Origin of the sequence: Janthinobacterium sp. B9-8 (genome assembly GCF_000969645.2) — a bacterium.
Lineage (GTDB): Bacteria > Pseudomonadota > Gammaproteobacteria > Burkholderiales > Chitinibacteraceae > Iodobacter.
Genome location: NZ_CP014222.1, coordinates 1,383,425 through 1,396,248, shown reverse-complemented (window position 1 = coordinate 1,396,248; position 12,824 = coordinate 1,383,425). Strand labels below are relative to the sequence as shown.

At 44.2% G+C, this 12,824-nt stretch carries 15 protein-coding genes; 4 read left to right on the top strand and 11 right to left on the bottom strand.

Annotated features, from left to right (window positions below; translation table 11 throughout):
* Window positions 1–409: 409 nt before the first annotated feature.
* Window positions 410–883 carry a hypothetical protein gene (locus VN23_RS06235; RefSeq protein ID WP_046350144.1) on the top strand — a complete coding sequence of 158 codons (474 nt, stop codon included), beginning with the start codon at window positions 410–412 and terminating at the stop codon, window positions 881–883.
* Window positions 884–1,066: 183 nt separating this feature from the next.
* On the opposite strand, the gene VN23_RS06230 is transcribed toward VN23_RS06235, so the two are convergent.
* From VN23_RS06230 to VN23_RS06185, 9 genes are all read right to left on the bottom strand, one after another.
* A complete protein-coding gene (locus tag VN23_RS06230) occupies window positions 1,067–1,504 on the bottom strand; it encodes a hypothetical protein (protein ID WP_046350143.1) in 438 nt (145 codons plus the stop codon).
* Window positions 1,505–1,674: 170 nt separating this feature from the next.
* Entirely contained in the window at window positions 1,675–2,640 is a 966-nt protein-coding gene (locus VN23_RS06225) for a zonular occludens toxin domain-containing protein (RefSeq protein WP_052746387.1), read from the bottom strand.
* Window positions 2,637–2,948, bottom strand: a complete 312-nt coding sequence (locus VN23_RS06220; RefSeq protein ID WP_046350142.1) for a DUF2523 family protein — start codon at window positions 2,946–2,948, stop codon at window positions 2,637–2,639. Before VN23_RS06220 ends, VN23_RS06225 begins: the two co-directional genes overlap by 4 nt.
* Window positions 2,949–2,959: 11 nt before the next feature.
* Window positions 2,960–4,318 carry a hypothetical protein gene (locus VN23_RS06215; RefSeq protein WP_156455127.1) on the bottom strand — a complete coding sequence of 453 codons (1,359 nt, stop codon included), beginning with the start codon at window positions 4,316–4,318 and terminating at the stop codon, window positions 2,960–2,962.
* A gap of 57 nt (window positions 4,319–4,375) precedes the next feature.
* Window positions 4,376–4,576 (bottom strand): major capsid protein, encoded by a 201-nt coding sequence (locus VN23_RS06210; RefSeq protein ID WP_046350140.1) that lies wholly within the window; start codon window positions 4,574–4,576, stop codon window positions 4,376–4,378.
* Window positions 4,569–4,790 (bottom strand): hypothetical protein, encoded by a 222-nt coding sequence (locus tag VN23_RS06205; RefSeq protein ID WP_046350139.1) that lies wholly within the window; start codon window positions 4,788–4,790, stop codon window positions 4,569–4,571. The genes VN23_RS06210 and VN23_RS06205 overlap by 8 nt, the downstream gene beginning before the upstream one ends.
* Before the next feature lie 244 nt (window positions 4,791–5,034).
* Window positions 5,035–5,232, bottom strand: coding sequence for a hypothetical protein (locus tag VN23_RS06195; protein WP_046350137.1), 198 nt, complete (start codon window positions 5,230–5,232; stop codon window positions 5,035–5,037).
* A gap of 6 nt (window positions 5,233–5,238) precedes the next feature.
* A complete protein-coding gene (locus VN23_RS06190; RefSeq protein WP_046350136.1) occupies window positions 5,239–5,559 on the bottom strand; it encodes a hypothetical protein in 321 nt (106 codons plus the stop codon).
* 24 nt (window positions 5,560–5,583) lie between these two features.
* Window positions 5,584–7,026 carry a replication initiation factor domain-containing protein gene (locus VN23_RS06185; RefSeq protein ID WP_052746386.1) on the bottom strand — a complete coding sequence of 481 codons (1,443 nt, stop codon included), beginning with the start codon at window positions 7,024–7,026 and terminating at the stop codon, window positions 5,584–5,586.
* Window positions 7,027–7,097: 71 nt separating this feature from the next.
* Between VN23_RS06185 and VN23_RS06180 the strand changes: the two genes are divergently transcribed.
* A complete protein-coding gene (locus tag VN23_RS06180) occupies window positions 7,098–7,496 on the top strand; it encodes a helix-turn-helix domain-containing protein (RefSeq protein ID WP_046350135.1) in 399 nt (132 codons plus the stop codon).
* 456 nt (window positions 7,497–7,952) lie between these two features.
* Complete coding sequence (locus VN23_RS06175; RefSeq protein ID WP_046350134.1) at window positions 7,953–8,237, top strand: hypothetical protein; 285 nt, start codon at window positions 7,953–7,955, stop codon at window positions 8,235–8,237.
* A 60-nt stretch (window positions 8,238–8,297) separates the two neighbouring features.
* On the opposite strand, the gene VN23_RS06170 is transcribed toward VN23_RS06175, so the two are convergent.
* Both VN23_RS06170 and VN23_RS06165 read right to left on the bottom strand, forming a co-directional pair.
* The gene (locus VN23_RS06170) at window positions 8,298–8,864 is read right to left on the bottom strand and encodes a phasin family protein (protein ID WP_046350133.1); all 567 of its coding nucleotides are present in this window, start codon (window positions 8,862–8,864) and stop codon (window positions 8,298–8,300) included.
* Window positions 8,865–8,981: 117 nt separating this feature from the next.
* Window positions 8,982–9,167, bottom strand: a complete 186-nt coding sequence (locus VN23_RS06165) for a YjfB family protein (protein ID WP_046350132.1) — start codon at window positions 9,165–9,167, stop codon at window positions 8,982–8,984.
* Between the two features lie 123 nt (window positions 9,168–9,290).
* Between VN23_RS06165 and dnaE the strand changes: the two genes are divergently transcribed.
* Window positions 9,291–12,728: a DNA polymerase III subunit alpha gene (dnaE, locus tag VN23_RS06160; RefSeq protein ID WP_046350131.1), complete on the top strand. Its 3,438-nt coding sequence runs from the start codon at window positions 9,291–9,293 to the stop codon at window positions 12,726–12,728.
* Window positions 12,729–12,824 lie beyond the last annotated feature (96 nt).

Genomic DNA, 12,824 nt, shown 5'->3' with positions numbered 1-12,824 from the left:
CTCTCTAGCGCTAAAAAGCATATCCTGAGTAAGAAGTGTGACGAGGCAATGAATTCTGCTGCCGTAACAAGTGTATACAAAGATAAATACACCTTTATATTGACCAACAGAACAAAAGCTTGGGCTTGGTTAGTAAGAGTTACGTGGAAAACACCACATTCTTACGGTATTTATATAAAAATTACAAAAAGTAAGCAACCTTACTTTGACGGTTTTTACATATTCGTATATTGTATATTATGTCAAGCTACAGGCGAATAAAACGAAAGCTTACAAGGCTAATTTCACCCATAAACGCACCGTGAGTAAATATTTACACGTAGCGAAAATACAACACAATCAAGGATACATGCAACAAGGATAAGGCGCGTAACAATCGTTACGCGCCTTATCCTTATGAGAAAACAGAATGCGCAACATGCCTTATGCCAACTTCAAAGTAAGTACTGCTGACCTTATCTTTGCAATATCCACAAAGCCTGAGTCAGAATTGGCCGAAATATTAGGCACAAACCCACGCCAAATTAACAAATGGCAAACCGGCCTTGAACCAATCCCACGATCAATCTACTTACTAGCTCGCTTTTACGTTAACGGCATCGTTCCATTTGGCGAATGGAAAGACTGGACGCTTGCAGAACAAAGCATCATCCCGCCCCACGGCAATAAAAAAGCATGCGCCCGCATGGAAGAGGTTTTGTTTATCGACCACTACAGAAAAGATCGCATGCTATGCAACAGCCAATACACCTTGATTGAGTCCTTAATAAAACAACGCAACTTTTATAAAAATCAATGCGGCTTAGAAGCAAAGTATGGCCTTATGCTTGCAACCGTATTCAGAGAAAAAGACCCGCCCACCCCAATGACACAGTCTTACTAAAACCCGTCTTCATAAAATAAGTCGTCACCTTTTATTACATGAAATCTAATAGCCCAGCTTGCACGCACAAGTGCGTGAAACCTGAGCACGACGCATCGCGCACCATAGCAATAGTTTTACAGCTTAATTTGAATCAGCCTTAATTCTTAATGAAAAAAGCCAGCATTGAGCTGGCTTTCGTGATTACAACCCCTGGCAATCAATCGCTTGCATTCGCTTTCTATTTTCCGCATAAAGTTGATGAAGCCATGCAGTAGACTTTTGCCTTTGCATGCTAACAATGGAGCGTTTTTCTTCAATTAATGACGCACACTCAGCCGCTGTACTTTGACGCTGGCCAGCACCTGAACGCTGATATTCAATATTACGCCGCTCATTAAAATCACGATCGACAGTCCTAGAAATATCAGCCCTTTCCCTTGCCTCTCTTCGATACCCTGAAAAATCAGCACTACCAATTACAGCATCTTTGTCAGTAATCTTTTTCGCTGTCTTTAAGCCCACATCCTCACAAGGCATATTTTGATAGGTGTACTTAGGGCGAACACCATCAAAGCACTTAAACACCTCCGCCGACACACCAAAAGAAATAAAAAGCCAGCACATTAAAACATAGCGCATTGTTTACACCCTCCTTGCGCAGCAGCATACACAAGGAGAAAGATCCATCAAGCACTATCCACTACAGACCTTTTGCTCCAAAAATCCAAGAAGTCCCTACGATCAGGCAAAGTACATGATGCACAACCTGACAAAATACAAACAAAGATTACTAAGTATTTACGCATTTCTTAAATGTCTGATTTTTCATATTTGGCCTTATTGCCCAAAAACGCCATATACACCCCGCTCTTTACAATGTTTTCGCAAAGCTCTACAGGCATATAAAGCGGCGTCCCTTGATCGGTAAAACAAGAGCACCCTTTGCTCTTCGATTTAATACACGCTTGCGGTGCTGGCACACTGACCGGCTCAGTGAGCTTGTCGTATACCGGCGCGGTATAGGCCAAGGTGGGAACCCTAGGCGTCTGTTCTTCAATCCATTGCGCCGTGGTTTTCTTTTTATCTACCGCTTGCGGGCTATAAGGCACATACCCTGCAGGCATTGAAGCTGAAGATGCAACAGCATCAGGCAAAGCCGACTTCTTATGAACAACATTCGTATAAACATAATAAAACGCAAAAATAACCATAACCGGCATGACAACAAACAACCAAATCAACTTAGCAGGCAACCGCCTTTTAACCGTGTGTAATTCAGCAGACTTATAATAATCAAATACTTCTTTTGGATAAGACCAAGTATGTAAGACAGAATCAGCACGCGATTTATCACAATTTTCTTTAATCCCCTGCCATTCATGAACAGCCGCTTTTTGAAACCCCCAAGCCCTCAAAACATGTAAATGACGCCCAACCAACCGCCGTACATTGCCATCCACAAGCATCGGATGCTGGGTAACCAAATAAATGTCTAAACCCTTATGCCTATGCGTTTCCAATTCGCTGACATGCTTAGGCACCGCCGAACCATTAGAGCGCGTTCTAAAAATCCGCTGACATTCATCAATAACAATAATTGCACCCGTCGGACATTCGAACCATTTTTCAGGATCAATCTCTATCCAAGGCAATTTCAAATCATTAATGCCAGAATAAAAAACCTGACGATTATCTTTTTCTGAAAGGGCTTTTACTTCGTGCAAAGTGCGTAATGTTTTTCCTGCACCTGGCTGGCCGGTAACAAGGTTAATCATTTAGTCACCCATTTTTTAACAGAACCAGACGTTAAACCACTAACAACCATTTTTCCCAAAAACGCAGAAAACAAAATAGAAACGCAAGTATCAACTTCTAAAAGCCCCAAAACTTCAATTACCGTAACTGGCAAACCCTGAAAACTAGAAATCACATCGCTATGTAATTTTTCTAATACCATTTTAAAACCGGTATAGGTTACGACCCCAACACCAAGACCAATTAAAGCACGACCAGCAAAAGTAGCAGCAGCAGAAACAAGACCACCAATTAATGCAGCAATCCAAGGAATAGCAAGTAATGGCATATAACCCCCAATTAAACAGCAGACGAAAGAATTCTAGCCGCAGCAAGTAAAGAAAAAGCCACAGCAATCTTACCCATCATTGATAGATATTTATTCATACTTGAAAATGGCAACGAAAAACCTTTACCCATTACCGTGAAACTAACATCAGACAAACCGCCCTTATTTAAAAACGTATCTCTTTTAATTACGCCCGCCATATCTACCGTGCCATTTTCGCCAAAATTTAAATCCTTTTTCATTGAATCTAAACCTTCAGACGTCATTGCAGAATTACCATTTTTATATAAATCAGATTTAATCAAATCCTCGACCGCTTTTTCTTCATTACATTTATTATTCCAAGACAAACGAGCTATTTCACAAGTCGCTGGATCTTTGTTTTTACATTTAAAGTCAGTACATGAAGCAGCCAGGGAAGAATCACCTGGGCCAGACGCATTTTCAGAAGCTGGCTTACTAGCATCACCACTATGAGGCCCTTTTTTAGGAGGTGTAGTACCACCGGGGCCAGGCTTAGGATCAGTTGGCTTAGGGCCGGTCGGCTTTGTATCCTTATTAGGATCCCATTCATCACAATTACTTACACATTGGTCTTTATCAGTAGGCTTTGGAGGCGGATCCGGATCTGTCGGCTTAGGTGGATTTTTTGCACATACATTCACACCACTAACCTGACCAAAAGTTGAATTCGCCGGACAATCCCCTGGGAATTTTGGAGCTTTATTAGGTGCAGGCGGTTTATCTCCTGCAGGCGGTTTAGGCGGTTTCTTGTCATCAGATAACGTGCATTGCTCACCAGAATATTGCATTTTCAATAACGCATAAGCAGAGGCTTTATCTCCAGCAATAGCAAATAATTTATCGCCATTACCAAATGAGCCGGACATAATTAATTCACAAGTACCATCACAAGAAGATGCCCTACTACGAAAAAAAGAAGACAAAGAATCAACAGAAGTAATAATAGGCTTCCCATTCCCATCAACAGACGAATAAGGCAAAGGTACTAATAATTCACCAGCACTTTGACCCGCCTTATTAGAACAAGGGTCTTCTTTTAATCGCGTAAAATTAACAGAGAATGAATTGCCAGTACCAAATTCAGCAGGAGGCTTTGCAACAGTTGCAGCCCAAACTTTTACCGTGCATGTTTTACCAACTTCAACCAATTCACAATTATTAGACATAATGTTTTTAGGAACTGTGTAATTAGCAGTTGCAGCATATGCATAAGTATCACCAACAGGATCAGAAGTCTTTTTACCAGTAACTGAATTAATAAAAACAGTAGAATAAGCTAATCCGCAGAAAAAATAAGCCAGAAGGCCAATAAGACAACGACTAAATAAAAGAGCCCTTCCATTCATATATCCCCCGCGATAAAAAAAGGGCGACAATTGCCGCCCTATTTAATTAATTAAAAATTAAGCCATAGCTTTCTTAATAAATGAATAAACTTTAATACCAATATAAACACTTAAAATCGCACCGCCAACAACGCCGACCGCTTTACCCGCCTCAGCCAATTCACCAGTCACGACTGAAGTATCAACAGCAGCAAATACAGGGGAAGTCACAACAGCAACGGAAAGACCAAGAGCGACTTTTTTTAAAAATTTAATCATGATTTACTTCTCCAGAATTTAGCGTTTTTATTAAAACGCGAATTGTGTAGGCAATTGCCCACAAGATTAAAACACTTGCTAAAACAGGTTGCGCATCTGCAATCGTCCAATCTAATACGCCACCCGACGTAATAACGTAATCACAAGCACCCACCACATTGGAAGCCACTTGTAATAACCCATCGGGGCGAATTGAAACGCATTGTTGAATCATTTAATTTAACGATTCCATTAAATTAAATTGAATCCGCTCTAATGTAACCAAGCGATTTTTATACATTTCAATAGATCCAGAATCATTAGCTTCAAACGACAAAAATAATGCAATCGCTTCTTTGTTGGAATGTATTCTGTTTCTAACAATGTTCAACATGTGAATCAAGTCATCATGCTGCATATAAATATTATGAATTTTATTGTTTGACATATATCACCCATTCACCAATTTAATGAAAATGTTAATCAGCCATAACATAATGGGCATATATGCTGAATTGACCATCTAGCAAATCAACCGCCGTATCTATTGCGGCCTGTTTATCTTCAAACAAACCCGCCTCAGATAGCCATTGCGTATACCCAACATCGCCATTCAGCGGCATTAAGAAAAAGCCATCTTCTAAACTTTGAACTATCCAGACAGGTTTTAATTTCATTTTGAATTAGACCTTTGCGACTTCACCAGTTTGACGATTTACAGACGGCAGCATCCGATGCCCCTCTAAAGTCGTCTTAACAACCTTACCGCTTGTTACTTGATTCAAAATCAATTCCGCTTCGTGAGGAAATGGTAAATTCTTAATTGATTCAAATAAAGACGAAGACGGGAAACGATATTCAGCAGCGGCAAGCCCTTTAGCCCTGCCTTGCGATTCATCCAAATCCAGCAAAACAAAGATTGTTGTTGTGTCGTAGTGCTTGCCTTCAATAGAATCATTGAAAAACTTTGCACCCGTTACCGTTACATTCATTTTGAATTTCATAGCTCACCTCAAAGAGTTAAAAAGTCACATAAAGGTCATTGCAGCAGCAATGATTGGATCTTTAGTAATAGAGCCCAAGCGCATGGGCTCAGGTGAAAAACGGTGATCATTTATTTTCAAACGCTTCGGATCACCCTCTCTGCTGATTTTTTGAATAAGCGCATCAGCAGAGCCTTCAACATCAACAAGAATGCCGAAGTAATGCCCGTATTGACGTTTGATAATCTCCAAAGCACGGTCGTAATTGATAACGGTTTCAATACGCGCCGATTCAATCCGCGATTGTTTTTCATTGATCCAAGCAAAAGCCGGATAACTAGCCGCAAGGTACTCACCGGCCACCAACAAAATATCAAAAGGGATTACGCGATCGACCGATTTAAATTCAACCTCAATCCGCACCCATGGCGACTCTTTGCAGCCAAATTTCTTGCCGCGTTCATACGTGCGTGAATACTTGCCAGAACGGCGTAGACCAGTGGCAAAAGTCCGCCCTTTCCCGTTCGGGCGCTTCCAATTACCTATCTGCTCGCATTCAGGCGCAGTGCCGCGATAGCACTGAAATAAATCAGCATCAAAATCCTGCTCAGCACGATCAACAGAGTAGTTTTCGCCCATGTAATCGTCGTAAGCGCAATCAACACGGGTAATGCGTGGGCTTTCAGCCTCATTAACCAGCCAATCATGCACGCGCCCTTCCCAACCGGCCTTTGCCGCCGTACACCCCGTGCCATTCAACATAATCAAGATGGTGTCGCGCTGGCCGCCAATACAGAGATAGCCCCATTTATCACCCAACTCATAGGCGTGATGATAGAAATTGCGGCCATTTGTGCACTTACTGGTAACACCGAAGCCCAGAAGTGACTCAATACGCATTGAAACCGCTAAAATGTAATCCTCAGGTGTTACGCAGTAATCCGCGTACTGATCCGCTGTCGATTTATGCACCGTGATATTGAGCCAATCTACAAAAGCATGATCGCCACCCCAGCCGCGACGTTGAGGAAATTCAACAATATCGCCCGTGTTGGTAACGACGAGTTTTAAAGGCTGCAAGTCCAAGTCGGAGGATTTGGAGATATCGCACTTCGTAGCAGTGACCCCCGTGTTACTAGGGGGGGTCTCAATCGGCTGCGCCTCAGCCGGCAGAGTCGGCAAGCCGCCTCCCGCCGTCTGATTCGCCGCCTCTGACTTCACCAAAAGCTTTTTACGGGCCAGACGTTGCACCGCCCCGCGCATGGCGCTAGGGTTTAATGAAAGATAGATAGCAATAGATTCGGAATTCAATTCGGCAAGGAATGCCAAGGATGGCGTATAGCCAGCAGCAAGAAAACGATCAACACAAGCACGACGATCAGCAGAGGCCAACAAGGTGGCATCAATCGCCGCGTAATCGTCAGCTTTAAGCGACGCACTAGCAGTAATTTCTGCGATATCTATTGAGAGTGCTTTCTTGCGTGCCATAATCAGAATCACACCTGTGAATAATTAAGGCCAATTTAAACTCACAGGTGTGATTCGTTCAAGGGATAAAAATGAATACGTTAATCGACATCATTAATGAAGCCAAAAAAGTACTGAACACAACTGAAGATAAAGAGCTTGCAAGAGTAATTGGAATTACACCTAGCACCATTAGCAACTGGCACAACCGAGGGTCAAGGCCAGACCTTTTTGCACTAATGCAGCTTTCAGATATTTTAAGAATTGATGCGCGCGAACTACTTGCAATTGTCGAAGCAGAACACGCAAAAAGTGAACAAAAGCAAGAGTATTGGGAAAAAATGAAGGAAAGATTTTCTAGCAGCAAGAAAGAATTGATCACCATTATTGCTTGTGGCTTTATCTTTTCAAGTGCGGATTGTAAGCTTGAGTTAGGGCAGAATAAAGCAATTTCTTACAAATATATGACACCCACAATGTATATTATGTAAAGTTGATGCTTACTATTTCCCCGATCTACCCATCTCTAAAATCCCCGTAAAATCAAGCGTTTTTCTTCCTCGTTAGGAGGAACAGAGCCTTGCCGAGGCACCTATTGGGATTATCTTTAAGCACGTAAAAAACCACGCCAATGCTCAGTTTGTTTATGGACTTTAAACTGCAATATTTATCAGCCATATTTGCGGTATAAATTGAGCGAGTGCGTGTTTGCATAGTGGTTTTCCTTGTTTTTTAGTGAGAAAAACAAGCGTATTTGATTATTTTATAACACGAGTTTGGTTTTTTTAAGAATGATTACTTGGGTCAAGGTGCTCGCCATGCCTTTGTTCTATTGGCGTTTACACTTGTCAATCTATTGCCTAAGGTAAAAGCCACACATTCAAAACGTGACAAGAGATACAATCAGTCACTAAAATGGCGTCCGCCTTAAATGATCACAAAGTAATATGCGTCAGATCGAAGATACTAAAACAGCTGAACTTCCTGGTATGCCAACGGCCAAGCGACGTGGCCGCCCTCCTCTTGGTGAGCGGGCGATGACGGCTGCCGAGCGCCAGAGAGCCAGTAGAAAAGCGCGCTTCCAAGCGGGTTTAAAAAATATGAGTTTAACGACACCAGTGCAATTTAATGCAATGGTAGATATTGCAACGCGTGAAAAATTAAAACGGGTTGCCGCGGAACAAGGCCTGACAATGGGCCAGCTGCTAGATCGATTGATTGAGCAACTTTAAGTAAATTGAATGCAAAAAAAGACACCAGCGGTGTCTTTTTTTACGGCTAAAGCAGATAAATTATGCGGCTGCTTTTGTTGCCACAACTTTTGCGCCTGCTTCAGCTGCATTTACAGTTGCGCTTACCAGTTCAGATGCAATTTTTTGACCTGTTTTGCTTACTGCATCATAGGTATTGCTAGCAGTTTCAACGACATTACGCAGTGCGTTTACAGCAACGCCTGAGCCTGCTGGTGCGTTTTCAGTGGCTTTATCTAAAGTAGCCAGCAGGTTTTTGTTGAATTCTAAAACTTGTTCTTCGATCAGGCTATTGAGTTCTTGCTGAGTGGCACTTGCCGCATCAAATACATTACGAGCCACAGACATGCTTTTTTCTACGGATGGCTGAGCAAGTTGGCGCTGGAATGCCACCAAGCCTTGTACATCTTTTACGCTTGAAAGCGCTTTCGTTGTTTCTGCGTGCTCTGCCATCAAATCACGAGTGATACCAATTTGCAGATTAACTAAGCGCTCTACGCTGCTCAATGCAATATTGGTCAGGCGTAGTGTTTTGTCCAGATTGGCCTGGCTTAGGTCAGCAAATTGTGTGGTATTGAATTGTGGGGCTTTGAATAGGTCTTTGAACATGGTTTTTCTCCGGTTGTGCAGTGCAACAATGCAATTCATTATGAATGCACCATTCAGGGGAGTCAAACAATTTTGTGCAGTGCAACAAAATATTCAAATTCCAACATAAAAACAGAGCTAAGCCCTTGTATCTACACCGCTTCCAAGCCCGGCCGGGTTGTTGTATTTAGGTGCTGCTGGCACGGCATCAAGCAAGCTAAGCGCTGATTGTGCTTGAATATCCATGGTTTTTTTCATCACCATGAGGGCTGCGGTGCTTTGCACGGTTGCAGCGCCACTGGCACTTGCTGCGGAAACATCCATAAATCACCTCTAAGCAAGGATTTGTTAACTCCCATTCTAGCATTGAGCCGCTTTATTTACTGCGTGAAATTATCTACTCCATCTTTGAGCCGCTTCGCGGCTTATGAGTGATAAAATGCGCGCATGAATTCGCCCTCCTTTATCCATTTACGCCTCCACTCCGAGTTTTCAGTCACCGATGGCATCGTCCGCCTTAATGATGCGGTGAAAGCGGCCAAGTCAGGCGGTATGCCTGCACTTGGCGTTTCGGATTTAATGAACCTTTTCGGCATGGTGAAACACTATAAAGCCTGTCGCGAGGCTGGAATTAAACCCATCGTCGGTATTGATGCTTGGGTAGAGAATCCAGACGACCGGGACACCCCCTTTCGTATCCTGCTGATTTGCAAAAGCCGAGCAGGCTATGGCCGCCTTTGCGATCTGCTATCGAATGCTTTTCGTAATAACCAATATCGTGGTCGTGCTGAGCTAAAAAAAGAATGGCTCACAAATGGCGACAATAGCGAGCTAATTTGTCTATCAGGCGCAGGATTAGGTGAAATTGGCCAACTCCTGATTGCCGGGCAATACGATGCGGCTCTGACGGCCACGCGCTGGTGGGCGGACACCTTTCCTGATCGTTTCTATCTGGAGCTGCAACGCACGGGCTTTCCAACGTGCGAGCCTAGCGTGCAAGGACACTTGGATTTAGCATCGGATCTGGATTTACCCGTTGTGGCCACTCATCCTGTGCAGTTTATGGATAGGGATGATTACAAGGCACACGAAGCGCGTGTTTGTATTGCCGAAGGCAATATGGTGTCGGATAAGCGCCGCCCTCGCCTCTTTACCGAAGAGCAATATTTTAAATCCACGGCCGAGATGGCCGAGCTGTTTGCCGATGTGCCGCAAGCCCTCGCCAATAGTGTGGCGATTGCCGAACGCTGTAATTTGTCAGTTACGCTTGGCAAAAACTACTTGCCGGATTTCCCTACGCCTGACGGCATGACGCTGGATGATTTTCTGGTTTTTGAAGCTAAACGCGGTTTAGAAACACGATTGCAACTGCTTTATCCGGATGAAGCCAAGCGTGATGCCGAGCGCCCGCGTTATTTAGATCGACTCAAGTTTGAAACCGACACCATTGTGCAAATGGGCTTCCCAGGTTACTTCCTGATCGTTGCCGACTTTATTATCTGGGCCAAGCACAATGGCTGTCCTGTTGGCCCCGGCCGTGGCTCGGGAGCAGGGTCCTTAGTTGCTTACAGCATGGGCATTACCGATATCGACCCTACAGCTTACGCCCTGCTGTTCGAGCGCTTTCTGAACCCTGAACGCGTTTCCATGCCCGACTTCGATATCGACTTTTGTCAGGAAAACCGCTGGCGGGTCATTGAATATGTGCGCGAAAAGTATGGCGTTGAGGCGGTCAGCCAGATTGCTACTTTTGGTACGATGGCAGCCAAGGCTGTGGTACGCGATGTGGGCCGTGTGCTTGATCTGCCCTATATGTTTTGTGATGGCTTATCCAAGCTGATCCCTGCTGCACCCGGCAAGCAATATAGCCTAGATGACGCGCTGGAAATGGAGCCCATTTTAAAGCAGCGCGTTGAAAATGAAGACGAAGTGAAAGAGCTGTGGGTACTGGCTAAAAAGCTGGAAGGAATTACGCGCAATATCGGCATGCATGCAGGGGGCGTCTTAATTGCGCCTGGCAAAATCACCGACTTTTGCCCGATTTACTTAGCTTCTGGTGCGGATTCGGCACCGGTTTCGATGCTAGATAAAGACGACGTTGAAAAAATTGGCTTGGTTAAATTCGACTTTTTGGGGCTGCGCAACTTAACCATTATTGAGCTGGCATTAAGTTATATCCGTGACATGGAAGGCAGCGCTCCCGATTTAATGCTGCTCGGTTTTGAAGACCCAGCCGCCTATAAAATCTTTAGGGATGCCAACACCACCGCCGTATTTCAGGTGGAATCGGACGGAATGAAGCGGCTACTGGCCAAGCTAAAACCGGACCGTTTTGAAGATATTATTGCGGTATTGGCGCTCTATCGTCCTGGACCATTAGGCTCGGGGATGGTGGATACCTTTATTAATCGTAAAAACAAGTTAGAAGAAGTCGATTACTTTCACCCTGACCTGACTGCTTGCCTCGATCCCACTTACGGTGTGATCGTCTATCAAGAGCAGGTAATGCAGATTTCGCAAATTATCGGTGGCTATACCCTCGGTGGTGCGGATATGTTGCGCCGCGCCATGGGAAAGAAAAACGCCGATGAAATGGCCAAGCACCGCGAAAAAATCGCCGAAGGTGCAGCACTAAAAGGCTACAACCCCAAGCTTGCTGAGCAGCTATTTGACTTGATGGCGAAGTTTGCCGAGTACGGTTTTAATAAATCGCACACAGCAGCTTACGCGGTAGTTTCCTACCATACGGCCTGGCTAAAAGCGCATCACTGCGCAGCGTTTATGGCTGCCACCATGAGCTCGGAGCTCGACAACACCGATCAGCTCAAAGTGTTTTATGACGATAGTGTCGAAACCAATAAGCTGATTTTATTGCCACCCGACGTGAATTACAGCTTTCATAAATTCGTGCCCGTTTCACGCAGAGAAATTCGTTACGCCCTAGGTGCCATCAAGGGCGTAGGTGAATCTGCCGTGCAAATGATTGTGCGCGAACGAGAAACCCACGGTCCGTTTACGGATTTATACGATTTTTGCCGCCGTACCGAAAAACGTGAAGTCAATAAACGTACGTTAGAAGCCTTGATTCGTGCGGGGGCATTTGATCAGATCGACGATCATCGCGCTCGCCTTTTGGCCAATGTAGAGCAGGCGATGGCTTTGGCTGAAAGCGAATCAGCCAATAAAAATCAATCCAGCCTATTTGATATGCTTGAGGCGGTTGATGTGCCCCAAGTGGCCATTATTGAAGCGCCCTATTGGGATGAGCGGGTAAAGCTGGCCGAAGAAAAAAACGCAGTTGGTTTTTATATTTCCGGCCACCCTTTTGATGCCCATGCAAAAGGCATTCGCCAATTTATTAAATCGTCCTTAGAACGCTTAGAGCCAAGCCGCACACCACAAATGATGACCGGCATTGTAAGTGGTTTAAGAATTAAAAACGGCGATCGTGGCCGAATGGCTTTTGTGACCTTGGATGATGGCAAATCACGCCGTGATGTCACGGTTTATTCCGAAGTATTTGAAGCTAATCGGAACAAAATTAAAGAAGACACGCTCTTAGTGATTGAAGGCAAGGTTTCCGAAGATCGGTTTTCAGGAGGCTTACGCATTATTGCAGATACCATTTATGATGTTGCAGAAGCCCGCAGCCGTTTTGCGCGCAGCATGACATTGGGAATGCGCCAAGGCATGGATGCCCAGCGTCTTAAAAGCTTACTGGCACTGCACCGTGGCGGAGAGTGCCCCGTTGAAGTGGATTACCAAAATACAGACGCAGCCTGCACTCTTTCTTTGGGTGAAAGCTGGAGAATTACATTGCACGATGAATTGCTGGCAGAATTAAAAAGCTGGCTGGGAAGTGAATCAGTTTCCGTTAAGTTTTAAACACAATTTTAACAACTACTGAAACACCTGATTACAACATGCTTAAAGAAAGCACAGCATCTAAGCCGAACATCAGTTTTTGACAAGGGATACAAA

What these genes read in the sequence shown, in the direction of transcription:
- VN23_RS06235 (WP_046350144.1), top strand. Translation starts at nt 410, where the DNA reads ATGCGCAACATGCCTTATGCCAACTTCAAAGTAAGTACTGCTGACCTT.
- VN23_RS06230 (WP_046350143.1), bottom strand. Translation starts at nt 1,504, where the DNA reads ATGCGCTATGTTTTAATGTGCTGGCTTTTTATTTCTTTTGGTGTGTCG.
- VN23_RS06225 (WP_052746387.1), bottom strand. Translation starts at nt 2,640, where the DNA reads ATGATTAACCTTGTTACCGGCCAGCCAGGTGCAGGAAAAACATTACGC.
- VN23_RS06220 (WP_046350142.1), bottom strand. Translation starts at nt 2,948, where the DNA reads ATGCCATTACTTGCTATTCCTTGGATTGCTGCATTAATTGGTGGTCTT.
- VN23_RS06215 (WP_156455127.1), bottom strand. Translation starts at nt 4,318, where the DNA reads ATGAATGGAAGGGCTCTTTTATTTAGTCGTTGTCTTATTGGCCTTCTG.
- VN23_RS06210 (WP_046350140.1), bottom strand. Translation starts at nt 4,576, where the DNA reads ATGATTAAATTTTTAAAAAAAGTCGCTCTTGGTCTTTCCGTTGCTGTT.
- VN23_RS06205 (WP_046350139.1), bottom strand. Translation starts at nt 4,790, where the DNA reads ATGATTCAACAATGCGTTTCAATTCGCCCCGATGGGTTATTACAAGTG.
- VN23_RS06195 (WP_046350137.1), bottom strand. Translation starts at nt 5,232, where the DNA reads ATGAAATTAAAACCTGTCTGGATAGTTCAAAGTTTAGAAGATGGCTTT.
- VN23_RS06190 (WP_046350136.1), bottom strand. Translation starts at nt 5,559, where the DNA reads ATGAAATTCAAAATGAATGTAACGGTAACGGGTGCAAAGTTTTTCAAT.
- VN23_RS06185 (WP_052746386.1), bottom strand. Translation starts at nt 7,026, where the DNA reads ATGGCACGCAAGAAAGCACTCTCAATAGATATCGCAGAAATTACTGCT.
- VN23_RS06180 (WP_046350135.1), top strand. Translation starts at nt 7,098, where the DNA reads ATGAATACGTTAATCGACATCATTAATGAAGCCAAAAAAGTACTGAAC.
- VN23_RS06175 (WP_046350134.1), top strand. Translation starts at nt 7,953, where the DNA reads ATGCGTCAGATCGAAGATACTAAAACAGCTGAACTTCCTGGTATGCCA.
- VN23_RS06170 (WP_046350133.1), bottom strand. Translation starts at nt 8,864, where the DNA reads ATGTTCAAAGACCTATTCAAAGCCCCACAATTCAATACCACACAATTT.
- VN23_RS06165 (WP_046350132.1), bottom strand. Translation starts at nt 9,167, where the DNA reads ATGGATGTTTCCGCAGCAAGTGCCAGTGGCGCTGCAACCGTGCAAAGC.
- dnaE (WP_046350131.1), top strand. Translation starts at nt 9,291, where the DNA reads ATGAATTCGCCCTCCTTTATCCATTTACGCCTCCACTCCGAGTTTTCA.